Raw genomic sequence first — 25,885 nt, forward strand, 5'->3', positions numbered from 1 at the left:
TTTGAGCAGATAGAAAGACTCAACGTATCTATCTTTAAGAGAAAAAACTACGCTAATAGCAGTAGTTGTATTTATTTGTGATTTTTGCACAAATTTTTTTGTGCATTTATAATACTCATGATTTGAGGGGTGAAGCAGTTGACAGGTCAACTAGTTCAATACGGACGCCACCGCCAACGAAGAAGTTATGCCCGTATTAGTGAAGTATTAGAGTTACCAAATCTTATCGAAATTCAAACCTCTTCTTATCAGTGGTTTCTTGATGAGGGTTTGCGAGAAATGTTCCAAGACATTTCTCCGATCGAAGACTTTACGGGAAATCTATCGCTTGAATTTATCGACTACAGCTTAGGTGAACCTAAATACTCTGTAGAAGAATGCAAAGAGCGTGATGTGACGTATGCAGCACCACTTCGTGTAAAAGTGCGTCTAATCAACAAGGAAACTGGTGAAGTAAAAGAACAAGATGTGTTCATGGGAGATTTCCCACTCATGACAGAGACTGGAACATTCGTAATTAACGGTGCAGAACGTGTTATCGTTTCCCAGTTAGTTCGCTCTCCAAGCGTATACTATAGTGGCAAAGTGGATAAAAACGGAAAACGTGGTTTTACTGCTACTGTAATTCCAAACCGCGGAGCTTGGTTAGAGTATGAAACAGATGCTAAGGATGTTGTATATGTGCGTATTGACCGTACGCGTAAACTTCCTGTAACTGTTTTGTTACGCGCATTAGGGTTTGGCTCTGATCAAGAAATCACCGAGCTTTTAGGTGATAACGAATACTTAAGCAATACGTTAGAAAAAGACAACACAGATAGCACAGAGAAAGCATTGCTTGAAATTTATGAGCGTCTACGCCCTGGTGAACCACCAACAGTAGAAAATGCAAAGAGCTTACTTGTGTCTCGTTTCTTTGATCCGAAGCGCTACGATTTAGCAAATGTAGGTCGCTATAAGATCAACAAAAAGCTACACATTAAAAACAGATTGTTTAACCAACGTTTAGCTGAAACACTGGTGGATCCAGAAACTGGTGAAATTTTAGCGGCAGAAGGAACAGTCTTAGATCGTCGTACACTGGATCGTATTCTACCTTACTTAGAGAAAAACATTGGATTCAAAACAGCGAAACCAATGGGTGGAGTGGTAGCAGGCGATGTTGAGCTGCAATCTATTAAGATCTATGCTCCAGAATCAGAAGGCGAACGATCTATAAACGTAATTGGGAATGCAAATATTACTCGTGATATAAAAAATATCACACCAGGTGATATTCTTGCTTCTATTAGCTACTTCTTTAACTTGCTATATAAAGTAGGGGATACAGATGATATTGACCACTTAGGAAATCGTCGTCTGCGTTCTGTAGGAGAGTTACTACAAAACCAATTCCGTATCGGTCTTTCTCGTATGGAACGTGTTGTTCGTGAGAGAATGTCGATTCAAGATACAAATGCAATTACACCACAAGCGTTAATTAACATTCGCCCGGTTATTGCATCTATTAAAGAGTTCTTCGGAAGTTCTCAGTTATCTCAGTTCATGGATCAAACAAACCCATTAGCAGAGTTAACTCACAAACGAAGACTATCTGCATTAGGACCCGGTGGTTTAACGCGTGAGCGCGCAGGCTTTGAAGTACGTGACGTTCACTACTCTCACTATGGTCGTATGTGTCCAATCGAAACACCAGAGGGACCAAACATCGGTTTGATTAACTCATTATCTTCGTTTGCGAAAGTAAATGAGTTTGGTTTCATTGAAACGCCATACCGTCGTGTTGACCCAGAAACTGGTCTTGTAACAGGGCAGGTTGATTATTTAACAGCAGATGAAGAAGATAACTATGTTGTAGCCCAAGCGAATATGAAATTATCTGAAGTAGGGGAATTCCTTGATGAAGATATCGTAGCTCGTTTCCGTGGTGAAAACATTGTCACAAATAAAGAACGCATCGACTACATGGATGTATCTCCAAAACAAGTAGTGTCGGCAGCGACAGCTTGTATTCCGTTCTTAGAAAACGATGACTCTAACCGCGCACTTATGGGAGCGAACATGCAACGTCAGGCGGTTCCGTTAATAAATCCGGAATCTCCGATTGTAGGTACAGGTATGGAGTACGTATCAGCAAAAGACTCAGGTGCTGCAGTAATCTGTAAACAGCCTGGTGTTGTTGAGCGCGTAGAAGCACGTGAAGTTTGGGTACGTCGTTATGTAGACGTTGACGGCCAAACAGTAAAAGGCGACTTAGATCGCTACAAAATGCAAAAATTCATTCGTTCTAACCAAGGAACTTGCTACAACCAACGTCCAATCGTAAGTGTTGGAGACCAAGTTGTAAAAGGTGAAATCCTTGCGGATGGTCCTTCTATGGAACTAGGTGAACTAGCGCTTGGACGTAACGTGCTTGTTGGCTTTATGACATGGGACGGTTATAACTATGAGGATGCGATCATCATGAGTGAGCGCCTTGTAAAAGATGATGTGTACACTTCTATCCATATTGAAGAATATGAATCAGAAGCTCGTGATACGAAGCTTGGACCAGAAGAAATTACACGTGATATCCCGAATGTTGGAGAAGATGCACTTCGTAATCTTGACGAGCGCGGTATTATTCGCGTCGGTGCTGAAGTAAAAGATGGAGATCTACTTGTTGGTAAAGTAACACCAAAAGGTGTAACAGAATTAACGGCAGAAGAACGTCTATTACATGCAATCTTCGGTGAGAAAGCACGTGAAGTACGTGATACATCACTACGTGTACCACACGGTGGTGGCGGTATTATCTTAGACGTAAAAGTGTTTAACCGTGAAGATGGCGATGAATTGCCACCAGGCGTGAATCAACTTGTACGTGCATATATCGTTCAAAAGCGTAAAATTTCTGAAGGTGACAAAATGGCCGGTCGTCATGGTAACAAAGGTGTTATTTCTCGTATTTTACCAGAAGAAGATATGCCTTACTTACCAGATGGTACGCCAATCGATATCATGTTAAACCCATTAGGGGTACCATCTCGTATGAATATCGGTCAGGTATTAGAGCTTCATCTTGGTATGGCAGCAAGATACCTTGGTATTCACATTGCAACACCGGTATTCGATGGTGCTCGTGAGGAAGATGTATGGGGCACAATTGAAGAAGCTGGTATGGCAAATGACGCGAAAACAATCCTGTATGACGGACGTACTGGTGAGCCATTCGATAACCGTGTATCTGTTGGTGTCATGTATATGATCAAACTTGCGCACATGGTTGACGATAAGCTTCATGCTCGTTCTACTGGACCATACTCACTTGTAACGCAGCAACCTCTTGGAGGTAAAGCTCAGTTCGGTGGACAGCGTTTCGGTGAGATGGAGGTTTGGGCACTTGAAGCTTATGGTGCCGCTTATACTCTTCAAGAAATCTTAACAGTGAAGTCTGATGATGTTATTGGACGTGTTAAGACGTATGAAGCAATTGTTAAAGGTGAAAATGTTCCAGAACCAGGCGTTCCTGAATCATTCAAAGTATTGATTAAAGAACTGCAAAGTTTAGGTATGGACGTTAAAATGATGTCTATCAACGACACAGAAATTGAAATGCGTGATACGGAAGATGATGATCATCAATCAGCAGATAAATTGAATGTTGAAGTTGAGACAACTAAGGAATAATTGGGATAACCTGTAGACTAAAAGGGAGGTAGGCCCCTTGATAGATGTAAATAACTTTGAATATATGAAGATTGGACTTGCTTCACCTGACAAGATTCGTTCTTGGTCATACGGTGAAGTTAAGAAACCAGAAACAATTAACTATCGTACGTTAAAGCCTGAAAAAGATGGCTTGTTCTGTGAGCGTATTTTCGGACCACAAAAGGACTGGGAATGTCATTGCGGAAAATATAAACGTGTACGTTATAAAGGTGTAGTTTGTGATCGATGTGGCGTTGAAGTAACGCGTGCAAAAGTTCGTCGTGAACGTATGGGTCATATCGAATTAGCTGCTCCTGTATCTCATATTTGGTATTTCAAAGGTATCCCGAGCCGCATGGGACTTGTCTTAGACATGTCCCCTCGCGCGCTTGAAGAAGTAATTTATTTCGCTTCTTATGTTGTAACAGAAAGTGGAGATACACCACTTGATAAGAAGCAATTACTTTCTGAAAAAGAATACCGTGCATATCGTGATCGATATGGCAGTACATTCCATGCTGCTATGGGTGCAGAAGCGATTAAAAAATTACTGCAAGACATCGATTTAGATAAAGAAGTAGACTTCTTAAAGGAAGAATTAAAAACAGCACAAGGACAACGCCGTACTCGTGCTATTAAACGTCTAGAAGTATTAGAAGCATTCCGTAACTCTGGAAATCACCCATCTTGGATGATCTTAGAGGTTCTTCCAGTTATCCCACCAGAACTACGCCCGATGGTACAGTTAGATGGTGGACGTTTTGCTACTTCTGACTTAAACGACTTATATCGTCGTGTAATTAACCGTAACAACCGTTTAAAACGTCTATTGGACTTAGGTGCACCAAGCATCATCGTTCAAAACGAAAAACGTATGTTACAAGAAGCTGTAGACGCATTAATCGATAATGGTCGCCGTGGCCGTCCAGTTACTGGACCAGGTAACCGTCCATTAAAATCACTATCTCACATGCTTAAAGGTAAACAAGGACGTTTCCGTCAAAACTTATTAGGTAAACGTGTTGACTACTCTGGCCGTTCTGTAATCGTTGTAGGACCGAACTTAAAGATGTACCAATGTGGATTGCCGAAAGAAATGGCACTTGAATTGTTTAAACCTTTCGTTATGAAAGAGTTAGTTGGAAAAGGATTAGCACACAACATTAAGAGTGCTAAACGTAAAATCGAGCGTGTACACCCTGAAGTTTGGGACGTTTTAGAATCTGTGATCAAAGAGCATCCAGTACTTCTAAACCGCGCACCAACACTTCACCGTCTTGGTATCCAGGCGTTTGAACCTACACTAGTAGAGGGTCGTGCAATCCGTCTTCACCCACTTGTATGTACTGCATACAACGCGGACTTTGACGGTGACCAAATGGCGGTTCACGTTCCGTTATCATCAGAGGCACAAGCGGAAGCTCGTATTCTTATGTTAGCGGCACAAAACATCTTGAATCCAAAAGACGGAAAACCAGTTGTTACTCCATCTCAAGATATGGTATTAGGTAACTATTACTTAACACTTGAGCGCGAGGGTGCAATCGGTGAAGGTATGGTCTTCAAAGATGCAAACGAAGCAATACTTGCATACCAAAATGGATATGTACATCTGCACACACGTGTTGCAGTTGCTGCGAGTTCGGTAAATAATGTAACGTTTACTGAAGAGCAAAAGAGTAAGCTTCTATTAACGACAGTTGGTAAATTAATATTTAACGAAATCTTACCAGAGTCGTTCCCTTATATTAATGAACCAACAAACTCAAACCTTGAAAAAGAAACACCAGCGGAATATTTCGTTGAAAAAGGTGCGAACATTAAAGAAATTATTGCTAGTCGCGAAGAAGTGGCGCCATTTAGCAAGAAAATCCTTGGTAACATTATTGCGGAAGTATTCAAACGTTTCCAAATTACGGAAACATCTCGCATGCTTGACCGTATGAAAAACTTAGGATTTAAATACTCTACAAAAGCTGGTATTACAGTTGGGGTATCAGACATTCTTGTATTAGGCGAAAAAAATGAAATTCTCCATGAAGCACAAGCAAAAGTAGATAATGTAATTAAACAATTCCGTCGCGGTTTAATCACGGAAGAAGAACGTTACGATCGCGTTATCTCTATTTGGAGTAATGCAAAAGATGTTATCCAAGGAAAACTGATGAAATCCTTGAATAAACGCAACCCAATCTTCATGATGAGTGATTCTGGTGCCCGTGGTAACGCATCGAACTTTACTCAGCTTGCTGGTATGCGTGGTCTGATGGCCAATCCATCTGGTCGTATCATTGAGCTTCCGATCAAATCAAGTTTCCGTGAAGGTTTAACAGTACTTGAGTACTTCATCTCTACGCATGGTGCGCGTAAAGGTCTTGCCGATACAGCACTTAAAACTGCCGATTCTGGTTACTTAACACGTCGTCTTGTAGACGTTGCACAAGATGTAATTGTTCGTCAAGATGATTGTGGGACAGATCGTGGTTTACTAATTGGTGCGATTAAAGAGGGTAATGAAGTTATTGAGTCACTATATGATCGTCTTGTTGGACGTTTTGCGAGAAAAACTGTAAAACATCCTGAAACAGGTGAAGTATTAATTGCTGAAAATCAATTAATTACTGAAGATATTGCTCATATCGTTGAAAAGTCGGGTGTTGAAACTGTAAATATTCGTTCAGCGTTTACGTGTAATACTCGCCATGGTGTATGTAAAAAGTGTTACGGTCGTAACTTAGCAACTGGTACAGACGTAGAAGTAGGAGAAGCGGTAGGTATTATCGCAGCTCAATCTATCGGTGAGCCAGGTACACAGTTAACGATGCGTACGTTCCATACAGGTGGGGTTGCCGGAGATGATATCACACAAGGTTTACCTCGTATCCAAGAGATCTTCGAGGCTCGTAATCCGAAAGGTCAGGCAGTTATCAGTGAAATCGACGGTGTTATCGCAGCGATCAACGATGTTAAAGATCGCCAAGAAGTAGTTGTACAGGGTGAAGTTGAAGCTCGTACGTATGCTATTCCTTACGGTGCTCGTCTGAAAGTAATTCTAGGACAGCCAATTAGCCACGGTAAAGAGTTAACAGAAGGTTCTATTGATCCGAAGGAATTACTAAAAGTAACGGACATTACAGCAGTTCAAGAATACTTATTACGTGAAGTTCAAAAAGTATACCGTATGCAAGGGGTAGAAATTGGTGACAAACACGTAGAAGTAATGGTACGTCAAATGCTACGTAAAGTTCGTGTAAGTGATGCGGGTGAAACAGATGTATTACCAGGAACATTACTAGACATCCATCAGTTTACTGATGCGAATGCGAAGGTGTTACTGAAAGGTAAACAACCAGCAACAGCTAGACCGGTTCTACTTGGTATTACTAAAGCTTCACTTGAAACTGATTCGTTCTTATCTGCAGCATCGTTCCAAGAAACAACTCGTGTTCTAACAGATGCAGCAATTAAGGGTAAACGCGATGAGCTTCTAGGATTGAAAGAGAATGTTATTATCGGTAAGCTTGTTCCTGCTGGAACAGGTATGAATCGTTATCGCCAAGTGGATCTTGTAAAAACAACACAAGATAACATGAATGTAGAAAACGATGAAGTTTATGTGGAACAGTAAAATTTTCCGTCGTAAATTTTGTATAAAAACAGCTAATCCTAGTTGACATTGTATGAGACAAAATGTTACTATAATCAAGGTTGCTCCTGAACGATGCTTTGGAGGATATTTATATGTCTTATCAAAAAGTGTCAAATGCTGAAAATGTAGTCGTTGGTTATAAACGAACATTGGAAGCAATCAAAAATGGTATAGTTAAAGAAGTTGTTATTGCGGAAGATGCTGATGTGCGGTTAACCCATGTTATCATTCGTACTGCCTTGCAACATAACATACCCATAACCAAAGTTGAATCAGTTCGTAAGCTTGGAAAAGTTTCGGGGATTCAAGTGGGAGCTTCAGCAATAGGAATAATAAGTTAAAACTGTTTTTGTGAGGAGAGAGCATTTGCTCTTCCTTGCAAAAACTTTGTTTTCAACTAATAATGAACCACCTGGATATGTGGTCATACAAACATGCGAAGGGAGGATAAACAAATGCCTACTATTAACCAATTAGTGAGAAATGGTCGTACTGATAAAGTATGGAAGTCTAAATCACCTGCGTTAAACAAAGGTTTTAATTCTTTAAAGAAAAAATCAACTGATATCTCTGCACCTCAAAAACGTGGTGTGTGTACTCGTGTTGGTACAATGACTCCGAAGAAACCGAACTCAGCGTTACGTAAATACGCTCGTGTACGTTTAACAAATGGTATTGAAGTTACAGCTTACATCCCAGGTATCGGTCATAACCTACAAGAGCATAGCGTAGTATTAATTCGCGGTGGTCGAGTAAAGGATTTACCAGGGGTACGTTACCACATCGTTCGTGGTGCGCTTGATACAGCTGGTGTTGACAAACGTATGCAAGGACGTTCTAAATATGGTACTAAGCGACCAAAACCTGCTAAAAAATAATAAACTTATAATGAAAGGAGGAACTCAATATGCCTCGTAAAGGACCTGTTGCGAAACGTGACGTGTTACCAGATCCAATGTACAATTCTAAGCTTGTAACACGCCTAATCAACAAAATGATGGTTGACGGTAAAAAAGGTAAATCTCAAACAATTCTTTATAACGCTTTCGAAATCGTTCGTGAACGTTCAGATAAAGAACCAATGGAAGTATTCGAGCAAGCTCTTAAGAACATCATGCCTGTTCTTGAAGTACGTGCTCGTCGTGTTGGTGGTGCTAACTACCAAGTTCCGGTTGAGGTTCGTCCAGAACGCCGTACAACTTTAGGTCTTCGCTGGTTAGTAAACTATGCTCGTCTTCGTGGTGAAAAAACTATGGAAGAGCGTCTAGCTTACGAAATCTTAGATGCATCTAACAACGCTGGTGCAGCTGTTAAGAAACGTGAAGACACTCATAAAATGGCAGAAGCTAACAAAGCATTTGCTCATTACCGTTGGTAGGATTCAACGTAAAATAAATGTAAGCATAAACCGCTTTATTTGTCGCTTATGGAAGTGTGGAGAGGGAGAATGCCTCTCCCTTTCGTTGGGCGCTCGTTTTACATAATGAGGGTACTGGACACTGGCATATGTAACAATATAAAGTGGCTTTTTTGCTACTTAAAATAAAATAATCCAATCCATATATGGAAGGAGCAAGACACCAAATGACTAGAGAGTTCTCTTTAGAAAACACTCGTAATATTGGTATCATGGCTCACATCGATGCTGGTAAAACAACAGCAACTGAGCGTATTCTGTATTACACAGGACGTATTCATAAAATCGGTGAAACTCATGAAGGTGCATCTCAGATGGACTGGATGGAGCAAGAGCAAGAACGTGGTATCACAATTACTTCTGCTGCAACTACAGCACAATGGAAAGGTCACCGTGTAAATATCATTGACACTCCAGGACACGTAGATTTCACAGTAGAAGTAGAACGTTCTTTACGCGTACTTGATGGAGCAGTAGCAGTACTTGATGCACAATCTGGTGTAGAACCACAAACAGAAACTGTTTGGCGTCAGGCTACTACTTATGGTGTACCTCGTATCGTATTCGTTAACAAAATGGATAAGATTGGTGCAGATTTCTTATACTCTGTAGGAACAATCCACGATCGTTTACAAGCAAACGCACATCCAATTCAGTTACCAATCGGTGCTGAAGATGAGTTCAATGGTATCATTGACCTTGTTGAAGAGTGTGCTTACATGTACGCTAACGATTTAGGAACAGACATCGAGCGTGTTGAAATTCCTGAAGAGCACAAAGAATTAGCTGAAGAATACCGTGGAAAACTTATTGAAGCGGTAGCTGAGCTTGATGAAGAAATGATGATGAAGTACCTAGAAGGTGAAGAAATCACTGTAGAAGAGCTTAAAGCTGGTATCCGTAAGGCTACAACTTCTGTTGAATTCTTCCCAGTAATCTGTGGTTCTGCATTCAAAAATAAAGGTGTTCAAATTCTGTTAGACGCAGTTATTGACTACCTACCATCTCCATTAGATGTACCTGCTATTAAAGGTACTCTTCCGGATACGGAGGAAGCTATCGAGCGTAAGTCTAGCGATGAAGAACCATTCGCAGCTCTAGCATTCAAAATCATGACTGACCCTTATGTTGGTAAGTTAACGTTCTTCCGTGTGTATTCTGGTGTGTTAAACTCTGGATCATACGTGAAAAACTCAACTAAAGGTAAGCGTGAGCGTGTAGGTCGTATCCTACAAATGCACGCTAACAGCCGTGAAGAGATTTCAACAGTTTACGCTGGTGATATCGCTGCTGCTGTAGGTTTAAAAGATACTACTACTGGTGATACTCTTTGTGACGAGAAGAGCCTTGTTATCCTTGAGTCTATGGAATTCCCAGAGCCAGTTATCTCTGTAGCTATCGAACCAAAATCTAAAGCTGACCAAGATAAAATGGGTACAGCATTATCTAAGCTTTCTGAAGAAGATCCAACATTCCGTGCTCACACTGACCAAGAAACTGGCCAAACAATCATCGCTGGTATGGGTGAACTTCACCTTGATATCATCGTTGACCGTATGCGCCGTGAATTCAAAGTGGAAGCAAACGTTGGTGCTCCTCAGGTAGCATACCGTGAGACTTTCCGCGCTGCTGCGAAAGTTGAAGGTAAGTTCGCTCGTCAATCTGGTGGTCGTGGACAATTCGGTCACGTTTGGATTGAGTTTGAACCTAATGAAGAAGGTAAAGGATTCGAATTCCAAAACAAGGTTGTCGGTGGTGTAGTTCCACGTGAATACATCCCAGCTGTTGGAGCGGGTCTTGAAGACTCACTTAAAAATGGTGTACTAGCTGGTTATCCACTAGTTGACATTAAAGCTGCGTTAGTTGACGGATCTTACCATGATGTTGACTCCTCTGAGATGGCGTTCAAAATCGCTGCATCTATGGCGCTTAAAGCTGCGGTTTCTAAATGTAGCCCAGTAATTCTTGAGCCAATGATGAAAGTTGAAGTTGTAATTCCTGAAGAGTACATGGGTGACATTATGGGTGACGTAACATCTCGTCGTGGACGTGTAGAAGGTATGGAAGCTCGCGGTAACGCACAAGTTGTTCGCGCTATGGTTCCACTTTCTGAAATGTTCGGTTATGCAACGGCATTACGTTCTAACACTCAAGGACGCGGAACATTCTCAATGACATTTGATCATTATGAAGAAGTACCGAAGTCTGTTTCTGAAGAAATTATTAAAAAAAATAAAGGTGAATAATTGATTTTTATCGATTGTTCAAGTATAACTACTTATGTAAGCTTAGAAAGTGAGACTTAAGTTTCATTTTCTAGTCTAAATATAAAATAACCTATATAAACTAAGGAGGAATTTAGAATGGCTAAAGCTAAATTCGAACGTTCTAAACCCCATGTTAACATCGGTACAATCGGCCACGTTGACCATGGTAAAACTACATTAACTGCTGCGATCACTACAGTTCTTGCAAAAGCTGGTGGTGCTGAAGCACGCGGATACGATCAAATCGACGCTGCTCCAGAAGAAAGAGAGCGCGGAATCACAATCTCAACTGCACACGTTGAGTACGAAACTGAAACTCGTCACTATGCACACGTTGACTGCCCAGGTCATGCTGACTATGTTAAAAACATGATCACTGGTGCTGCTCAAATGGACGGCGGTATCTTAGTAGTATCTGCTGCTGATGGTCCAATGCCTCAAACACGTGAGCACATCCTTCTTTCTCGTCAAGTAGGTGTTCCTTACATCGTTGTATTCTTAAACAAATGCGACATGGTAGACGACGAAGAATTATTAGAATTAGTTGAAATGGAAGTTCGCGACCTATTATCTGAATACGGATTCCCAGGCGACGATATTCCTGTAATTAAAGGTTCTGCTCTTAAAGCTCTTCAAGGAGAAGCTGAGTGGGAAGAAAAAATCATCGAATTAATGGCTGAAGTTGATGCTTACATCCCAACTCCAGAACGTGAAACTGACAAACCATTCTTAATGCCTATCGAGGATGTATTCTCTATCACAGGTCGTGGTACAGTTGCAACTGGTCGTGTTGAGCGTGGAATCGTTAAAGTTGGTGACGTAGTAGAAATCATCGGTCTTGCTGAAGAGAATGCTAATACAACTGTAACTGGTGTAGAAATGTTCCGTAAGCTTCTTGACCAAGCTCAAGCTGGAGACAACATCGGTGCTCTACTTCGTGGGGTTGCTCGTGAAGACATCCAACGTGGACAAGTTCTTGCTAAAACTGGCTCTGTAAAAGCACACGCTAAATTCAAAGCTGAGGTTTTCGTATTATCTAAAGAAGAAGGTGGACGTCACACTCCATTCTTCGCTAACTACCGTCCACAGTTCTACTTCCGTACAACTGACGTAACTGGTATCATCCAATTACCAGAAGGTACTGAAATGGTAATGCCTGGTGACAACATCGAAATGACTATCGAACTTATCGCTCCAATCGCTATCGAAGAGGGAACTAAATTCTCTATTCGTGAAGGTGGACGTACAGTAGGTTACGGTGTAGTTGCTACAATCGTTGCTGAGTAGTCTTTAATTAGATTATTAAAAACTCAAGGGATTCTCCCTTGAGTTTTTTTATTGCTTATTACTATAGAAGAAAGAGATGCATTTTCTATTTTTGAATGAGTTTCTTCTATAGTATATAAAACGAAAGTGACACCCAAAAACTGTAAGTTAAATAAGAGTAGATGAAAACTTGATATTCTTTAAAGTGCCATGTATAATAGCAAAAGTAGAGAAAAGCAGATGCAAACAAAAAGATGCTTGCATCTAGACGAATAACATTGTATAATAGACAATGTTGGTCTTTGACTGCGATGAAGTGGAAGGTTGCTGACACACCCGGCCGCTTTGCCATGGCATGGTGTGGGGAAATTTCCATGGAGAAGGTCTATTTTAGAAATAGGCGAACGAAGGAGGGAAAATAATGGCAAAAGAAAAAATTCGTATCCGTTTAAAAGCTTATGATCACCGTATTCTTGATCAATCAGCTGAGAAAATTGTAGAAACAGCTAAGCGTTCTGGGGCAACAGTTTCTGGTCCAATCCCATTACCAACTGAGAAGACTATTTACACAATTCTTCGTGCTGTTCATAAGTACAAAGATTCTCGTGAACAATTCGAAATGCGCACGCACAAACGTTTAATCGACATCGTGAGTCCTACTCCACAAACAGTAGATTCATTAATGCGTTTAGACTTACCATCTGGTGTAGATATCGAAATCAAATTATAATTCATATAACTTAAAAATGTAGGAGGTGTAACTCATGACCAAAGGAATCTTAGGAAGAAAGATCGGTATGACTCAAGTATTTGCTGAGAACGGTGAGTTAATCCCAGTAACGGTAATCGCTGCTAATCCAAACGTTGTTCTTCAAAAGAAAACAACTGAAACTGATGGCTACAACGCAATTCAGTTAGGATTTGAAGATAAACGTGAAAAGTTAACTAACAAACCTGAACAAGGCCACACTGCTAAAGCATCTACAACTCCTAAGCGCTTCATTCGCGAAATCCGCGATGCAGACGTGGACGGATTAGAGGTTGGTCAAGAGGTAAAAGTTGAAGTTTTCGCTGCAGGTGAAATCGTTGACGTAACAGGAATTTCTAAAGGTAAAGGTTTCCAAGGTGTTATTAAACGCCACGGACAATCTCGCGGACCTATGTCTCATGGTTCTCGCTATCACCGTCGTCCAGGTTCAATGGGGCCAGTTGCTCCGAACCGTGTATTCAAAGGCAAAAAACTTGCTGGACGTATGGGTGGAGACCAAGTTACTATCCAAAACTTAGAAATCGTTCAAGTTGACACTGAGCGCAACTTATTACTAGTAAAAGGTAACGTTCCAGGTGCTAAGAAATCTCTTGTAGTTGTTCAAGGCGCTGTGAAGGTTAGCAAATAATTCACAATAGGAAGGAGGAATTCCAATGCCAAAAGTTACTGTATATAACCAAACTGGTTCACAGGTTGGTGAAATCGAATTAGCTGAAGCTATTTTCGGTATCGAACCAAATGAAGCTGTACTATTTGAAGCTGTAATGATGCAACGTGCATCTTTACGTCAAGGTACACACAAAGTAAAAACTCGCTCTGAAGTTCGCGGTGGTGGTCGTAAACCATGGCGTCAAAAAGGAACTGGACGTGCTCGTCAAGGTTCTATCCGCTCTCCTCAATGGCGTGGTGGTGGTACGGTATTCGGACCTACACCAAGAAGCTATGCGTACAAACTTCCTAAGAAAGTTCGTCGTTTAGCAATCAAATCTGCATTAGCTACTAAAGTAGTTGAGAACAACATTGTAGTTCTTGAAGACCTAGTGTTAAATGCACCAAAAACAAAAGACATGGTAGCAGTACTTAAAGGATTAACTGTTGAGAAGAAAGCTCTTATCGTAACTGCTGATGCAAACGAATCTGTAGAGTTATCTGCTCGCAATATCCCAGGAGTAACAGTAATCACTGCTGATGGCGTAAACGTGCTAGATGTGCTTCATCATGATAAGCTAATCATGACAAAAGCGGCAGTGGAAAAAGTAGAGGAGGTGCTTGCATAATGAGAGATCCTCGTGATATCATTAAGCGCCCAGTTATCACTGAACGTTCTATGGAAATGATGGCTGAAAAAAAATACACGTTCGACGTGGACGTTAAATCTAATAAAACAGAAGTTAAAGACGCGATAGAAGCGATCTTTGGTGTTAATGTAGACAAAGTAAATATCATGAACTACAAGCCGAAAGCAAAACGCGTTGGTCGTCACGCTGGTTTTACTAGCCGTCGTCGTAAAGCAATCGTTAAGCTAACTGCTGACAGCAAAGAAATCGAAATCTTCCAAGGCGTTTAATTCTTACTAAAGAAGGAGGGAAATTGAGATGGGAATTAAAAAGTATAATCCAACTACTAACGGTCGTCGTAACATGACTACGAATGATTTCGCTGAAATCACGACCGACAGACCGGAAAAGTCTTTACTTGCTCCTTTAAGCAAAAAGGCTGGTCGTAATAACCAAGGTAAAATTACTGTACGTCATCAAGGTGGCGGACATAAGCGTCAATACCGTATCATCGACTTTAAGCGTAACAAAGATGGAATTCCAGGACGCGTTGCTACGATCGAATATGATCCAAACCGCTCTGCGAATATCGCATTAATTAATTACGTTGACGGTGAAAAACGTTACATTCTTGCTCCTAAAACTTTAGAAGTAGGTATGGAAGTTGTGTCTGGCCCTGAAGCTGACATTAAAATCGGTAACGCATTACCATTAATCAACATTCCAGTAGGTACTGTTGTTCATAACATCGAGCTTAAGCCTGGTCGTGGCGGACAATTAGTTCGTTCTGCTGGTACATCTGCTCAAGTACTTGGTAAAGAAGGAAAATACGTACTTGTACGTTTAACTTCTGGTGAAGTACGTTTAGTATTATCTGCTTGTCGCGCTTCAATCGGTCAAGTTGGTAACGAACAACACGAACTTATCAAAATCGGTAAAGCAGGTCGCTCTCGCTGGTTAGGTAAGCGTCCAACAGTTCGTGGTTCTGTAATGAACCCGGTTGATCACCCACACGGTGGTGGTGAAGGTCGCTCTCCAATCGGACGTAAGTCTCCAATGTCTCCATGGGGTAAACCAACTCTTGGATTCAAGACTCGTAAGAAAAACAAAGCGTCTGATAAATTTATCGTTCGTCGTCGTAAAAAATAATGGGATTGTAGTACGGTTCGCTTCAAGAACCGTACGCCAATCACGAAGGGAGGCACCAAAATGGCTCGTAGCTTAAAAAAAGGACCATTTGTCGATGATCACTTAATGAACAAAATGGAAAAATTAGTTGCATCTGAGCAAAAACAAGTTGTTAAAACTTGGTCTCGCCGTTCAACAATCTTCCCTCAGTTCATCGGACATACAATTGCTGTATATGATGGTCGTAAACACGTACCTGTGTACATCACTGAGGATATGGTTGGCCATAAGTTAGGTGAATTCGCACCAACTCGTACGTATAAAGGTCACCTTGCTGACGATAAGAAAACTAGAAGATAATGAGAGGAGGCACTTCAATGCAAGCTAAAGCAGTAGTGAGAACAGTTCGTATTGCTCCTCGTAAGGTTCGTTTAGTAGTAGACTTAATCCGAGGTAAGCAAGTGGGTGAAGCGATTGCTATCCTTAACCACACACCAAAAACTGCTTCTCCAGTTGTAGAAAAAGTTTTAAAATCTGCAATCGCAAATGCAGAGCACAATTATGAGATGGATATTAACAACCTAGTTGTTGAAAAAGTCTTCGTTGACGAAGGTCCAACGTTGAAACGTTTCCGTCCACGTGCAATGGGTCGTGCAAGCCAAATTAACAAACGCACAAGCCACATCACAGTTGTGGTATCAGAAAAGAAGGAGGGATAATCGATGGGTCAGAAGGTTAATCCAATTGGTCTTCGTGTCGGTATTATCCGCGACTGGGAATCTCGTTGGTTCGCTGAGAAAGATTATGCTACGTTATTACATGAAGACATCAAAATCCGTGAGTACATTACTGTACGCTTAAAAGATTCTGCTGTTGCTAAAGTAGAAATCGAACGTGCAGCAAATCGTGTAAATGTTACAATTCACACTGCGAAACCTGGTATGGTAATTGGTAAAGGTGGTACTGAAGTTGAAGCGCTTCGTAAAGCTCTTAACCAATTAACGGGCAAGCGTGTACACATCAACATTTTAGAAGTTAAGAGAGCTGATCTTAACGCTAAATTAGTAGGCGAAAACATCGCTCGTCAATTAGAAAACCGTGTATCATTCCGTCGTGCACAAAAGCAAGTTATTCAACGTGCTATGCGTGCAGGAGCAAAAGGTATTAAAACACAGGTTTCTGGTCGTCTTGGCGGAGCTGATATCGCTCGTGCAGAATCTTACAGTGAAGGAACTGTTCCACTTCATACACTTCGCGCTGATATTGACTATGCAGCAGTTGAAGCTGATACAACATACGGTAAATTAGGCGTAAAAGTATGGATCTACCGTGGAGAAGTCCTTCCTACAAAAAAGAAAGCTTCTGAGGAAGGAGGAAAATAATATGTTAATGCCTAAACGCGTAAAATATCGTAGAGAGCATCGTGGTAAAATGCGTGGTCGTGCAAAAGGTGGAACTGAAATCGCTTTTGGTGAATTCGGTTTACAAGCACTAGCTGCTTCATGGATTACAAACCGTCAAATCGAAGCTGCTCGTCGTGCAATGACTCGTCACATGAAACGTGGCGGTAAAGTATGGATTAAAATTTTCCCTTCTAAACCTTACACTGCAAAACCTCTAGAAGTACGTATGGGTTCCGGTAAAGGGGCACCAGAAGGCTGGGTAGCAGTAGTAAAACCTGGGAAAATTATGTTTGAAATTGCGGGTGTATCTGAAGAGGTAGCACGCGAAGCATTACGTCTTGCAGCTCACAAATTACCAGTGAAATGTAAATTCGTAAAACGTGAAGTAAATGGTGGTGAATCTAATGAAAACTAATGATATTCGTGAATTAACCACTGCCGAAATCGAAACAAAAGTTAAAGCTTTAAAGGAAGAGTTGTTTAATCTTCGCTTCCAACTTGCTACAGGACAATTAGAGAATCCAACTCGCATCCGTGAAGTACGTAAAGCGATTGCTCGTATGAAAACTGTAGTTTGTGAAAGAGAGATCGGAATTAATCGATAAATTGAGGGGAGGTTTGCATAGTGAGCGAACGTAACCAACGCAAAGTTTATACTGGTCGTGTTGTTTCTGACAAAATGGACAAAACGATTACAGTTTTAGTTGAAACTTACAAAACTCATTCCTTGTACGGAAAACGTGTTAAGTATTCTAAAAAGTATAAAGCCCATGATGAGCAAAACCAAGCGAAACTTGGCGATATCGTTAAAATCATGGAAACTCGCCCGCTTTCTGCTACTAAGCGTTTCCGTTTAGTTGAAATCGTTGAAGAAGCGGTTGTTATCTAAATAGACGAATCGGAATTTTTAGTCCGAAGGGAGGTTTCATAACATGATCCAACAAGAATCTCGTTTGAAAGTTGCTGACAACTCTGGTGCCCGCGAACTTTTAACAATTAAAGTATTAGGCGGCTCTGGTCGTAAATATGCTTATATTGGTGATATTATCGTTGCTACGGTAAAACAAGCAACACCAGGTGGCGTTGTTAAAAAAGGTGACGTTGTTAAGGCAGTAGTGGTACGTACGAAGAGCGGAGCTCGTCGTCCGGACGGTTCTTACATTAAATTTGATGAAAACGCAGCGGTTATCATCAAAGACGATAAGAGCCCACGTGGTACTCGTATCTTCGGACCAGTAGCTCGTGAATTACGTGATAGCAACTTCATGAAGATCGTTTCTTTAGCTCCAGAAGTTCTATAATTTAAGGTATTGCCTTGCTAAGGAGGTGCAGAATTAAGATGCATGTAAAAAAAGGTGATAAAGTTCAGGTAATCACTGGTAAAGACAAAGGAAAACAAGGTGTTATCCTTGTGGCTTTCCCAAAGCAAAACCGTGTTATCGTTGAGGGTGTTAACATCGTTAAAAAACACTCTAAGCCATCTCAATTAAATCCACAAGGTGGAATTATTACGAAAGAAGCACCTATTCACGTTTCTAATGTTATGGTATTAGATCCGAAAACAGGCGAACCTACTCGCGTAGGCTTCAAAGTAGAAGATGGTAAAAAAGTGCGTATTGCAAAAAAATCTGGTGAATTATTAGATAAATAATTTTCTTAAGAAAGGAGGTCACTTCATTGAATCGCCTTAAAGAGAAGTTCCAAAAGGAAATTACTCCTGCTCTAATGAGCAAGTTTAACTATAAATCTGTGATGGAAGTACCGAAAATCGAAAAGATCGTAATCAACACTGGTGTTGGTGACGCGGTATCTAACTCAAAAGCTTTAGACAATGCAGTAGAAGAATTAACTCAAATCGCAGGTCAAAAACCTGTTGTAACTCGCGCTAAAAAATCAATCGCTGGTTTCCGTCTTCGTGAAGGTATGCCAATCGGTGCGAAAGTAACTTTACGCGGTCAGCAAATGTATGAGTTCTTCGACAAATTAGTATCAGTTTCTTTACCACGTGTACGTGATTTCCGTGGTGTTTCTAAGAAATCATTTGATGGTCGTGGGAACTACACATTAGGTGTTAAAGAGCAACTAATTTTTCCTGAGATTGATTATGATAAAGTAAGTAAAGTCCGAGGTATGGACATCGTAATCGTTACTACAGCGAAAACTGATGAAGAAGCTCGTGAACTTTTAACACAATTCGGTATGCCATTCCAAAAATAATGGAAGCCAACGCTAAGTAGAGGAGGCGAAAACGTGGCTAAAAAATCTATGATCGCGAAACAAAAGCGTACTCCTAAGTTTAAAGTACAAGAGTATACACGTTGCGAACGCTGCGGTCGTCCGCATTCTGTATACCGCAAATTTAAGCTTTGCCGTATTTGTTTCCGTGAACTTGCATATAAAGGTCAAATTCCTGGTGTTAAAAAAGCTAGTTGGTAAAACCCACAAATGGGAAGGAGGTAAAACACATGGTGATGACAGATCCAATTGCAGACATGCTTACTCGCATCCGTAATGCGAACATGGTACGTCATGAGAAATTAGAGGTTCCTGCTTCTAAAATCAAAAAAGAGATCGCTGATCTTTTAAAACGTGAAGGTTTCATTCGTGATGTAGAATACATCGGGGATAACAAACAAGGTATCCTTCGTATTTTCCTGAAATATGGTGCAAACAATGAACGTGTAATCACTGGATTAAAACGTATCAGTAAACCTGGCTTACGCGTTTACGCAAAAGCTGATGAAGTACCTCGTGTACTTAACGGATTAGGTATCGCTCTTGTTTCTACATCTAAGGGAGTAATGACGGACAAAGACGCTCGTCAATTACAAACTGGTGGAGAAGTAGTAGCATACGTTTGGTAATATATATTTAAAACGAACGGAGGTGTGACCACATGTCTCGTATTGGTAAAAAGATTCTTGAAATCCCTGCAGGTGTTACTATTACAGTTGCAGAAGACAATACTGTAACAGTAAAAGGCCCTAAAGGTGAATTAACTCGTACTTTCAAAACTGATATGTCTATCAAAATTGAAGAAAATACACTAACAGTTGAGCGTCCATCTGAACAGAAGGAACACCGTGCATTACACGGTACAACTCGTGCTTTAATCGGAAACATGGTTGAAGGTGTAACTACAGGTTTTGCACGCGGACTTGAATTAGTCGGTGTTGGTTACCGTGCTCAAAAACAAGGTGATAAACTTGTTTTAAGCGTAGGTTATTCTCATCCAGTAGAAATGACTCCAGAAGCAGGACTTGAAGTTGAAGTACCTGTACCAACTAAAATCGTAATTAAAGGTATCGACAAGCAACGTGTTGGCGAATTTGCTGCTAACATCCGTGCTGTACGTGCTCCTGAACCATATAAAGGTAAAGGTATTCGTTACGAAGGCGAAGTTGTTCGTCGTAAAGAAGGTAAAACTGCTAAGTAAACCCGTTAGGTGAAAGAAAGGAGTGACAAGAATGATCACTAAAGCTGCTAAAAATGCGACTCGTAAGAAAAGACATGCACGTGTACGTGCTAAACTTACTGGTACTGCAGAACGTCCACGTTTAAACGTGTACCGTTCTAACCAACATATTTACGCTCAAGTTATTGATGATGTAAATGGTGTAACATTAGTAAGTGCATCTACTCTTGATAAAGACCTTGCTCTTAACGGTACTAGCAATACTGAAGCTGCTACGAAAGTTGGAGAATCAGTTGCTAAGCGTGCTGTAGAGAAAGGCGTTAAAGAAGTAGTATTTGATCGCGGTGGTTACTTATACCATGGCCGTGTTAAAGCTCTAGCTGAAGCTGCTCGTGAGGCTGGATTACAATTTTAATGGTCAAAGGAGGGAAAATTGATGCAACGCATTGACCCAAGTAAATTAGAACTTGAAGAACGTGTAGTTACGATAAATCGTGTCGCGAAAGTTGTTAAGGGTGGTCGTCGTTTCCGCTTTGCTGCACTAGTTGTAGTTGGCGATAAAAACGGTCATGTTGGATTCGGTACTGGTAAAGCACAAGAGGTACCAGACGCAATCCGTAAAGCTATCGAAGACGCTAAGAAAAACCTAATCGCAGTACCATTAGTTGGTACAACAATTCCACACACAATCAACGGTCATTTTGGAGCTGGTGAAGTATTCTTAAAACCTGCTGCTGAGGGTACTGGTGTTATTGCTGGTGGACCTGTTCGTGCGGTACTAGAATTAGCTGGTGTACAAGATATTCTTTCGAAATCTCTTGGTACTAACACACCAATCAACATGATTCGCGCTACTGTGAACGGATTAAGCGAACTTAAGCGCGCTGAAGATGTTGCAAAATTACGCGGTAAATCTGTAGAAGAGCTACTAGGTTAAGGAGGGAAAACAAATGGCGAAAAAGTTAGAAATTACCCTCACTCGTAGTGTAATTGGTCGTCCACAAGATCAACGTGCGACGGTAGAAGCTTTAGGTCTTAAAAAGTTGAATTCAACTGTAGTTAAGGAAGAAACTCCTGCTATTCTTGGTATGATCAACAAAGTTTCTCACCTTATAACTGTAAAAGAAGCTTAAGGATAACTCATTAATATAAGGAGGTGCCTGGGAATGAAACTTCATGAATTAAAACCTGCAGAAGGTTCTCGTAAAGTACGTAACCGTGTCGGTCGTGGTATCGGTTCTGGTAACGGTAAAACTGCTGGTAGAGGTCATAAAGGACAAAACGCACGTTCTGGCGGCGGTGTTCGTCTTGGCTTCGAAGGTGGTCAAACTCCACTATTCCGTCGTTTACCAAAACGCGGCTTCACAAACATTAACCGTAAAGAGTTTACTATTGTAAACTTATCAACGTTAAATCGTTTTGAAGATGGTACAGAAGTAACACCTGAATTATTGCTGGAAACTGGCGTTATCAGCAAATTAAACGACGGTGTTAAAATTCTTGCAAGCGGAGCAGTAGAGAAAAAATTAACTGTTAAAGCGCACAAGTTCTCTTCAAGTGCTAAAGAAGCAATTGAAGCAGCTGGCGGATCAGTTGAGGTGATCTAATGTTTCGTACAATCTCCAACTTTATGCGCGTTGCTGAGATAAGACGTAAAATATTATTCACTTTAGCGATGTTAGTCGTATTCAGAATTGGCACGTTTATCCCAGTGCCATTTACAAATGGAGACGTACTGAAAGCACAAGATCAATTAAATGCCTTAGGTATCCTAAATACATTTGGCGGTGGCGCCTTGAAGAACTTCTCCATCTTCGCGATGGGAATCATGCCGTATATTACAGCATCCATCATCGTGCAATTATTGCAGATGGATGTTGTTCCTAAATTTTCGGAATGGTCGAAGCAAGGCGAAATGGGCCGTCGTAAACTAACGCAATTCACGCGTTACTTTACAATTGTTCTTGCGTTTATTCAGGGGTTTGGTATGTCAATCGGTTTTAACGGTATGGTAGGTGGGCAATTAATTTTGAATCCAGGTTGGAGCACTTATTTATACATTGCTACGGTACTGACTGCTGGTACTGCATTTTTAATGTGGTTAGGTGAACAGATTACATCTAAAGGTGTAGGTAATGGTATTTCCATTCTTATCTTTGGTGGTATTGCCGCAGCGATCCCAAGTGTTATATCTCAAGTGTATCAACAACAGTTTCAAAATATCGGAGATCAATTGTTCATGAGTATCGTTAAAGTTGCATTGATTTTACTAGCTGTGCTAGCAGTTATTGTTGGTGTTATTTTCATTCAACAGGCTGTTAGAAAGATCCCAATTCAATACGCGAAGCGTGTAACAGGAGGGAATGGGAATCATGCTGGAGCACAAAACACTCATTTACCACTTAAGGTAAATAGTGCGGGTGTTATTCCAGTCATTTTTGCTGTTTCATTCTTAATTACGCCTCCAACTATTGCACAGTTCTTCCCGAAACATGATGTATCGCAGTGGATTATTGCAAACTTTAACTATTCTCACCCAGTGGGAATGATCATATATGTTGCGCTCATTGTGGCCTTCACATACTTCTATGCATTTGTTCAGGTTAATCCAGAGCAAATGTCAGAGAATCTAAACAAGCAAGGTGGATATGTTCCAGGTATTCGTCCGGGTAAGAATACAGAACAATATCTAACAAAAATCTTGTATCGTTTGACCTTTGTGGGATCAATTTTCCTAGCAGCGATTGCAATCTTACCAGTTATCTTTACGAAATTGGGAAATCTTCCTCCATCTGCACAGATTGGCGGAACGAGTATGTTAATCGTTGTCGGCGTTGCTTTAGAAACAATGAAGCAGCTAGAAAGCCAATTAGTAAAACGCCATTACAAAGGGTTTATCAAGCAGTGAGTAAGTGGGAAGAATTATCTTCCCTACATGCTCATGTACTGAGGGGGAACAAGGATGAACTTAATTTTAATGGGGCTTCCTGGTGCTGGTAAAGGTACACAAGCCGAACAGATTGTTGCCAAGTATAACATCCCTCACATCTCAACGGGAGATATGTTCCGTGCAGCTATGAAGGCTGAAACTGAACTTGGTTTACAAGCAAAATCTTTTATTGATAAAGGTGCGCTTGTTCCAGATGAAGTTACAATCGGAATTGTTCGTGAACGTTTAAGTCAAGAAGACTGTATTAAAGGATTCTTATTAGATGGTTTCCCACGAACTGTTGCACAAGCATCAGCTCTTGAAGAGATTATGAAAGATCTTGGCAAAAAAATCGATTATGTTTTAAACATTAATGTGGATTCAGGGTTGTTATTAACACGCCTTACAGGTCGTCGCATTTGTAAAGAGTGCGGTGCGACTTACCACTTAGAATTCAATCCGCCAGCAAAAGCTGATGTGTGCGATAAATGTGGTGGCGAATTATATCAACGCTCTGATGACAACGAGGAAACTGTAGCAAATCGTTTAGATGTAAATATTAAGCAAACAAAACCTTTGCTTGATTTCTACGGGGAGCTTGGTTACTTAGAAAGCATTAATGGTGAGCAAGATATCAATAAAGTATTTGCTGATATCGATGTTCTCATCGGGTGCTTAGCGTAATGATCATCTGCAAAACTCCTCGCGAGATAGAAATCATGCGAGAAGCTGGCAGGATCGTTGCTTTAACTCATCAAGAGTTGAAACAACATATTACTCCAGGAATTACAACGAAAGAGCTCAATCAAATAGCGGAAAAGACGATTCGAAAATATGGTGCTATGCCATCTTTTAAAGGATATAACGGATTTCCGGGGAGCATATGTGCTTCTGTAAATGAAGAGCTTGTACACGGGATTCCAGGGAAGCGTAAGCTCGAAGAGGGCGATATCATCAGTATCGATATTGGTGCGAAATACAATGGGTACCATGGAGATTCTGCATGGACATATCCAGTTGGAAACATTTCTGAATCTGTTCAAAAGTTACTTGATGTCACAGAAAAATCGTTGTATCTTGGTCTAGAACAAGTAAAACCAGGCGAAAGATTATCAAATATCTCACATGCGGTTCAAACCCATGCTGAAGAGAATGGATTCTCGATCGTTAGGGAGTATGTTGGTCACGGAATCGGGCAAGACTTACATGAGGACCCTCAAATCCCGCACTATGGTCCACCAAATAGAGGCCCTAGATTAAAGCCGGGAATGGTCATCTGTGTTGAGCCGATGGTGAATCAAGGAAGACGATATGTAAAAACACTATCTGATGACTGGACAGTGGTAACGGTAGATGGTAAATGGTGTGCCCACTTTGAGCACACGATTGCTCTTACAGAAGCAGGATACGAAATCCTTACCACTTTATAAGTAGCTGGCTCTCCGGGATTTCAGAGCAGTGTAAAATGTTACTGATTTGAAGAAGGGAGAACTATTGAATGGCTAAAGATGATGTAATTGAAGTCGAAGGTACCGTTCTTGAAACGTTGCCAAATGCTATGTTCAAAGTAGAATTAGAGAATGGGCATGTCGTATTGGCTCACGTTTCTGGTAAAATCCGTATGAACTTCATTCGTATTTTACCAGGAGACAAAGTTACGGTAGAATTATCTCCGTACGATTTAAATCGTGGTCGTATTACGTACCGTTTTAAATAATATAGCACTCCGTAATCTTTAAGGAGGTTCGAGACATGAAAGTAAGACCGTCAGTTAAACCAATCTGCGAAAAATGTAAAGTTATTCGTAGACGTGGAAAAGTAATGGTTATTTGTGAAAACCCTAAACATAAACAAAAACAAGGTTAATCAGAAGGAGGTGCATTCATAATGGCACGTATCGCAGGTGTAGATATTCCTCGTGACAAGCGCGTTGTTATTTCTTTAACTTACGTATTCGGCATTGGTCGCCCAACTGCTGAAAAAATTCTTACAGAAGCTGGTATTTCTTCGGAAGCACGAGTTCGTGATTTATCGGAAGATGAATTAGGACGTATCCGTGATATCATCGATCGTATTAAAGTTGAGGGAGACCTTCGTCGTGAAGTATCTCTTAACATTAAACGTCTAATGGAGATCGGTTCTTACCGTGGTCTTCGTCACCGTCGTGGTTTACCAGTTCGTGGTCAAAACTCTAAAAACAATGCTCGTACACGTAAAGGTCCACGTCGTACAGTAGCAAATAAAAAGAAATAATAAGTAAAGGAGGTTGAACTAACAATGGCACGTAAAACAAACACTCGTAAAAAACGTGTGAAAAAGAATATTGAAGCTGGTATAGCTCATATTCGTTCTACTTTCAACAACACAATCGTAACACTTACAGATACTCACGGTAACGCACTTTCTTGGTCTAGTGCTGGTGCACTTGGTTTCCGTGGATCTCGTAAATCTACTCCATTCGCTGCGCAAATGGCTGCTGAAGCTGCTTCTAAAGTTGCAATGGAGCATGGTTTAAAAACTTTAGAGGTTACTGTTAAAGGTCCTGGTGCTGGTCGTGAAGCTGCAATTCGTGCTCTTCAAGCGGCAGGTCTAGAAGTAACAGCAATTAGAGATGTTACTCCAGTTCCTCATAATGGATGTCGTCCACCAAAACGTCGTCGTGTGTAATTTTTCTG

35 protein-coding genes are annotated in these 25,885 nt (G+C 40.8%); all 35 read left to right on the forward strand.

The features are described 5' to 3' along the window. Positions 1-138 precede the first annotated feature (138 nt). Positions 139-3,669, forward strand: coding sequence for a DNA-directed RNA polymerase subunit beta (rpoB, locus tag NSQ47_RS21260; RefSeq protein ID WP_002159608.1), 3,531 nt, complete (start codon positions 139-141; stop codon positions 3,667-3,669). Between the two features lie 37 nt (positions 3,670-3,706). Continuing rightward, entirely contained in the window at positions 3,707-7,318 is a 3,612-nt protein-coding gene (gene rpoC / locus NSQ47_RS21265; RefSeq protein WP_341037953.1) for a DNA-directed RNA polymerase subunit beta', read from the forward strand. 113 nt (positions 7,319-7,431) lie between these two features. Beyond that, positions 7,432-7,680 carry a 50S ribosomal protein L7ae-like protein gene (locus NSQ47_RS21270; RefSeq protein ID WP_002159607.1) on the forward strand — a complete coding sequence of 83 codons (249 nt, stop codon included), beginning with the start codon at positions 7,432-7,434 and terminating at the stop codon, positions 7,678-7,680. A gap of 114 nt (positions 7,681-7,794) precedes the next feature. Beyond that, a complete protein-coding gene (gene rpsL / locus NSQ47_RS21275; RefSeq protein WP_001142341.1) occupies positions 7,795-8,217 on the forward strand; it encodes a 30S ribosomal protein S12 in 423 nt (140 codons plus the stop codon). Positions 8,218-8,246: 29 nt separating this feature from the next. Then, positions 8,247-8,717 (forward strand): 30S ribosomal protein S7, encoded by a 471-nt coding sequence (rpsG, locus tag NSQ47_RS21280; protein WP_002063416.1) that lies wholly within the window; start codon positions 8,247-8,249, stop codon positions 8,715-8,717. 206 nt (positions 8,718-8,923) lie between these two features. Next, positions 8,924-11,002 (forward strand): elongation factor G, encoded by a 2,079-nt coding sequence (fusA, locus tag NSQ47_RS21285; protein ID WP_002159606.1) that lies wholly within the window; start codon positions 8,924-8,926, stop codon positions 11,000-11,002. A 117-nt stretch (positions 11,003-11,119) separates the two neighbouring features. Next, positions 11,120-12,310, forward strand: coding sequence for an elongation factor Tu (gene tuf / locus NSQ47_RS21290; protein ID WP_002159605.1), 1,191 nt, complete (start codon positions 11,120-11,122; stop codon positions 12,308-12,310). A 400-nt stretch (positions 12,311-12,710) separates the two neighbouring features. Further along, a complete protein-coding gene (gene rpsJ, locus NSQ47_RS21295; RefSeq protein ID WP_001040595.1) occupies positions 12,711-13,019 on the forward strand; it encodes a 30S ribosomal protein S10 in 309 nt (102 codons plus the stop codon). Between the two features lie 34 nt (positions 13,020-13,053). Beyond that, positions 13,054-13,686 carry a 50S ribosomal protein L3 gene (gene rplC / locus NSQ47_RS21300; RefSeq protein ID WP_000160209.1) on the forward strand — a complete coding sequence of 211 codons (633 nt, stop codon included), beginning with the start codon at positions 13,054-13,056 and terminating at the stop codon, positions 13,684-13,686. Positions 13,687-13,711: 25 nt separating this feature from the next. Continuing rightward, entirely contained in the window at positions 13,712-14,335 is a 624-nt protein-coding gene (rplD, locus tag NSQ47_RS21305; RefSeq protein WP_001127261.1) for a 50S ribosomal protein L4, read from the forward strand. Next, on the forward strand, positions 14,335-14,625 hold the full coding sequence (rplW, locus tag NSQ47_RS21310; RefSeq protein ID WP_001205557.1) for a 50S ribosomal protein L23: 291 nt from the start codon (positions 14,335-14,337) through the stop codon (positions 14,623-14,625). The genes rplD and rplW overlap by 1 nt, the downstream gene beginning before the upstream one ends. A 28-nt stretch (positions 14,626-14,653) precedes the next feature. Further along, positions 14,654-15,484: a 50S ribosomal protein L2 gene (gene rplB, locus NSQ47_RS21315; protein WP_002159604.1), complete on the forward strand. Its 831-nt coding sequence runs from the start codon at positions 14,654-14,656 to the stop codon at positions 15,482-15,484. 60 nt (positions 15,485-15,544) lie between these two features. Further along, positions 15,545-15,823, forward strand: a complete 279-nt coding sequence (gene rpsS / locus NSQ47_RS21320) for a 30S ribosomal protein S19 (protein ID WP_000124452.1) — start codon at positions 15,545-15,547, stop codon at positions 15,821-15,823. A 17-nt stretch (positions 15,824-15,840) separates the two neighbouring features. Beyond that, complete coding sequence (gene rplV, locus NSQ47_RS21325) at positions 15,841-16,182, forward strand: 50S ribosomal protein L22 (RefSeq protein ID WP_002009773.1); 342 nt, start codon at positions 15,841-15,843, stop codon at positions 16,180-16,182. 3 nt (positions 16,183-16,185) lie between these two features. Further along, positions 16,186-16,845 carry a 30S ribosomal protein S3 gene (gene rpsC / locus NSQ47_RS21330; RefSeq protein WP_002009771.1) on the forward strand — a complete coding sequence of 220 codons (660 nt, stop codon included), beginning with the start codon at positions 16,186-16,188 and terminating at the stop codon, positions 16,843-16,845. A 1-nt stretch (position 16,846) separates the two neighbouring features. Beyond that, positions 16,847-17,281: a 50S ribosomal protein L16 gene (rplP, locus tag NSQ47_RS21335; protein ID WP_002159603.1), complete on the forward strand. Its 435-nt coding sequence runs from the start codon at positions 16,847-16,849 to the stop codon at positions 17,279-17,281. Continuing rightward, entirely contained in the window at positions 17,271-17,471 is a 201-nt protein-coding gene (gene rpmC / locus NSQ47_RS21340) for a 50S ribosomal protein L29 (RefSeq protein WP_002091523.1), read from the forward strand. Before rplP ends, rpmC begins: the two co-directional genes overlap by 11 nt. A 20-nt stretch (positions 17,472-17,491) precedes the next feature. Next, complete coding sequence (rpsQ, locus tag NSQ47_RS21345) at positions 17,492-17,755, forward strand: 30S ribosomal protein S17 (RefSeq protein ID WP_002091526.1); 264 nt, start codon at positions 17,492-17,494, stop codon at positions 17,753-17,755. A gap of 43 nt (positions 17,756-17,798) precedes the next feature. After that, entirely contained in the window at positions 17,799-18,167 is a 369-nt protein-coding gene (rplN, locus tag NSQ47_RS21350; protein WP_002063420.1) for a 50S ribosomal protein L14, read from the forward strand. Positions 18,168-18,205: 38 nt separating this feature from the next. Continuing rightward, entirely contained in the window at positions 18,206-18,517 is a 312-nt protein-coding gene (rplX, locus tag NSQ47_RS21355) for a 50S ribosomal protein L24 (RefSeq protein ID WP_000558201.1), read from the forward strand. 26 nt (positions 18,518-18,543) lie between these two features. Then, entirely contained in the window at positions 18,544-19,083 is a 540-nt protein-coding gene (gene rplE / locus NSQ47_RS21360) for a 50S ribosomal protein L5 (protein WP_002091528.1), read from the forward strand. A gap of 33 nt (positions 19,084-19,116) precedes the next feature. Then, on the forward strand, positions 19,117-19,302 hold the full coding sequence (gene rpsN / locus NSQ47_RS21365; protein ID WP_001085700.1) for a 30S ribosomal protein S14: 186 nt from the start codon (positions 19,117-19,119) through the stop codon (positions 19,300-19,302). 29 nt (positions 19,303-19,331) lie between these two features. After that, on the forward strand, positions 19,332-19,730 hold the full coding sequence (gene rpsH, locus NSQ47_RS21370) for a 30S ribosomal protein S8 (RefSeq protein WP_002091529.1): 399 nt from the start codon (positions 19,332-19,334) through the stop codon (positions 19,728-19,730). A 32-nt stretch (positions 19,731-19,762) separates the two neighbouring features. Beyond that, positions 19,763-20,302 (forward strand): 50S ribosomal protein L6, encoded by a 540-nt coding sequence (rplF, locus tag NSQ47_RS21375; protein ID WP_002063425.1) that lies wholly within the window; start codon positions 19,763-19,765, stop codon positions 20,300-20,302. A 31-nt stretch (positions 20,303-20,333) separates the two neighbouring features. Next, positions 20,334-20,696 (forward strand): 50S ribosomal protein L18, encoded by a 363-nt coding sequence (gene rplR, locus NSQ47_RS21380; protein ID WP_002009761.1) that lies wholly within the window; start codon positions 20,334-20,336, stop codon positions 20,694-20,696. A gap of 21 nt (positions 20,697-20,717) precedes the next feature. Next, entirely contained in the window at positions 20,718-21,218 is a 501-nt protein-coding gene (rpsE, locus tag NSQ47_RS21385; protein ID WP_002063426.1) for a 30S ribosomal protein S5, read from the forward strand. A gap of 13 nt (positions 21,219-21,231) precedes the next feature. Next, positions 21,232-21,414, forward strand: a complete 183-nt coding sequence (gene rpmD / locus NSQ47_RS21390) for a 50S ribosomal protein L30 (RefSeq protein WP_001085231.1) — start codon at positions 21,232-21,234, stop codon at positions 21,412-21,414. Between the two features lie 33 nt (positions 21,415-21,447). After that, a complete protein-coding gene (gene rplO / locus NSQ47_RS21395; protein ID WP_002009754.1) occupies positions 21,448-21,888 on the forward strand; it encodes a 50S ribosomal protein L15 in 441 nt (146 codons plus the stop codon). Then, the gene (gene secY, locus NSQ47_RS21400; protein ID WP_002091534.1) at positions 21,888-23,189 is read left to right on the forward strand and encodes a preprotein translocase subunit SecY; all 1,302 of its coding nucleotides are present in this window, start codon (positions 21,888-21,890) and stop codon (positions 23,187-23,189) included. The genes rplO and secY overlap by 1 nt, the downstream gene beginning before the upstream one ends. 54 nt (positions 23,190-23,243) lie before the next feature. After that, entirely contained in the window at positions 23,244-23,894 is a 651-nt protein-coding gene (locus tag NSQ47_RS21405) for an adenylate kinase (protein WP_002091536.1), read from the forward strand. Further along, the gene (map, locus tag NSQ47_RS21410; RefSeq protein WP_341037955.1) at positions 23,894-24,640 is read left to right on the forward strand and encodes a type I methionyl aminopeptidase; all 747 of its coding nucleotides are present in this window, start codon (positions 23,894-23,896) and stop codon (positions 24,638-24,640) included. The genes NSQ47_RS21405 and map overlap by 1 nt, the downstream gene beginning before the upstream one ends. A 68-nt stretch (positions 24,641-24,708) precedes the next feature. After that, a complete protein-coding gene (infA, locus tag NSQ47_RS21415) occupies positions 24,709-24,927 on the forward strand; it encodes a translation initiation factor IF-1 (protein WP_001029884.1) in 219 nt (72 codons plus the stop codon). A gap of 35 nt (positions 24,928-24,962) precedes the next feature. Then, positions 24,963-25,076: a 50S ribosomal protein L36 gene (gene rpmJ / locus NSQ47_RS21420; protein ID WP_000868344.1), complete on the forward strand. Its 114-nt coding sequence runs from the start codon at positions 24,963-24,965 to the stop codon at positions 25,074-25,076. 21 nt (positions 25,077-25,097) lie between these two features. Beyond that, positions 25,098-25,463, forward strand: a complete 366-nt coding sequence (gene rpsM / locus NSQ47_RS21425) for a 30S ribosomal protein S13 (protein ID WP_002159602.1) — start codon at positions 25,098-25,100, stop codon at positions 25,461-25,463. A gap of 24 nt (positions 25,464-25,487) precedes the next feature. Next, complete coding sequence (rpsK, locus tag NSQ47_RS21430) at positions 25,488-25,877, forward strand: 30S ribosomal protein S11 (protein ID WP_002009745.1); 390 nt, start codon at positions 25,488-25,490, stop codon at positions 25,875-25,877. Positions 25,878-25,885: the final 8 nt, after the last annotated feature.

The sequence above is a fragment of the Bacillus sp. FSL R10-2780 genome (assembly GCF_038006125.1).
In the GTDB taxonomy this organism is placed as follows: domain Bacteria; phylum Bacillota; class Bacilli; order Bacillales; family Bacillaceae_G; genus Bacillus_A; species Bacillus_A cereus_U.

Coding starts and splice junctions, on each gene's coding strand:
- rpsH (WP_002091529.1), top strand. CDS start 19,332: ATGGTGATGACAGATCCAATTGCAGACATGCTTACTCGCATCCGTAAT.
- rplO (WP_002009754.1), top strand. CDS start 21,448: ATGAAACTTCATGAATTAAAACCTGCAGAAGGTTCTCGTAAAGTACGT.
- tuf (WP_002159605.1), top strand. CDS start 11,120: ATGGCTAAAGCTAAATTCGAACGTTCTAAACCCCATGTTAACATCGGT.
- NSQ47_RS21405 (WP_002091536.1), top strand. CDS start 23,244: ATGAACTTAATTTTAATGGGGCTTCCTGGTGCTGGTAAAGGTACACAA.
- rpmC (WP_002091523.1), top strand. CDS start 17,271: ATGAAAACTAATGATATTCGTGAATTAACCACTGCCGAAATCGAAACA.
- rpsG (WP_002063416.1), top strand. CDS start 8,247: ATGCCTCGTAAAGGACCTGTTGCGAAACGTGACGTGTTACCAGATCCA.
- rpsJ (WP_001040595.1), top strand. CDS start 12,711: ATGGCAAAAGAAAAAATTCGTATCCGTTTAAAAGCTTATGATCACCGT.
- rplB (WP_002159604.1), top strand. CDS start 14,654: ATGGGAATTAAAAAGTATAATCCAACTACTAACGGTCGTCGTAACATG.
- rplN (WP_002063420.1), top strand. CDS start 17,799: ATGATCCAACAAGAATCTCGTTTGAAAGTTGCTGACAACTCTGGTGCC.
- rpsK (WP_002009745.1), top strand. CDS start 25,488: ATGGCACGTAAAACAAACACTCGTAAAAAACGTGTGAAAAAGAATATT.
- rpsC (WP_002009771.1), top strand. CDS start 16,186: ATGGGTCAGAAGGTTAATCCAATTGGTCTTCGTGTCGGTATTATCCGC.
- rplV (WP_002009773.1), top strand. CDS start 15,841: ATGCAAGCTAAAGCAGTAGTGAGAACAGTTCGTATTGCTCCTCGTAAG.
- infA (WP_001029884.1), top strand. CDS start 24,709: ATGGCTAAAGATGATGTAATTGAAGTCGAAGGTACCGTTCTTGAAACG.
- rplP (WP_002159603.1), top strand. CDS start 16,847: ATGTTAATGCCTAAACGCGTAAAATATCGTAGAGAGCATCGTGGTAAA.
- rpsE (WP_002063426.1), top strand. CDS start 20,718: ATGCAACGCATTGACCCAAGTAAATTAGAACTTGAAGAACGTGTAGTT.
- rplR (WP_002009761.1), top strand. CDS start 20,334: ATGATCACTAAAGCTGCTAAAAATGCGACTCGTAAGAAAAGACATGCA.
- fusA (WP_002159606.1), top strand. CDS start 8,924: ATGACTAGAGAGTTCTCTTTAGAAAACACTCGTAATATTGGTATCATG.
- NSQ47_RS21270 (WP_002159607.1), top strand. CDS start 7,432: ATGTCTTATCAAAAAGTGTCAAATGCTGAAAATGTAGTCGTTGGTTAT.
- map (WP_341037955.1), top strand. CDS start 23,894: ATGATCATCTGCAAAACTCCTCGCGAGATAGAAATCATGCGAGAAGCT.
- rplC (WP_000160209.1), top strand. CDS start 13,054: ATGACCAAAGGAATCTTAGGAAGAAAGATCGGTATGACTCAAGTATTT.
- secY (WP_002091534.1), top strand. CDS start 21,888: ATGTTTCGTACAATCTCCAACTTTATGCGCGTTGCTGAGATAAGACGT.
- rplF (WP_002063425.1), top strand. CDS start 19,763: ATGTCTCGTATTGGTAAAAAGATTCTTGAAATCCCTGCAGGTGTTACT.
- rpsS (WP_000124452.1), top strand. CDS start 15,545: ATGGCTCGTAGCTTAAAAAAAGGACCATTTGTCGATGATCACTTAATG.
- rplX (WP_000558201.1), top strand. CDS start 18,206: ATGCATGTAAAAAAAGGTGATAAAGTTCAGGTAATCACTGGTAAAGAC.
- rpmD (WP_001085231.1), top strand. CDS start 21,232: ATGGCGAAAAAGTTAGAAATTACCCTCACTCGTAGTGTAATTGGTCGT.
- rplD (WP_001127261.1), top strand. CDS start 13,712: ATGCCAAAAGTTACTGTATATAACCAAACTGGTTCACAGGTTGGTGAA.
- rpsL (WP_001142341.1), top strand. CDS start 7,795: ATGCCTACTATTAACCAATTAGTGAGAAATGGTCGTACTGATAAAGTA.
- rpmJ (WP_000868344.1), top strand. CDS start 24,963: ATGAAAGTAAGACCGTCAGTTAAACCAATCTGCGAAAAATGTAAAGTT.
- rpsM (WP_002159602.1), top strand. CDS start 25,098: ATGGCACGTATCGCAGGTGTAGATATTCCTCGTGACAAGCGCGTTGTT.
- rplW (WP_001205557.1), top strand. CDS start 14,335: ATGAGAGATCCTCGTGATATCATTAAGCGCCCAGTTATCACTGAACGT.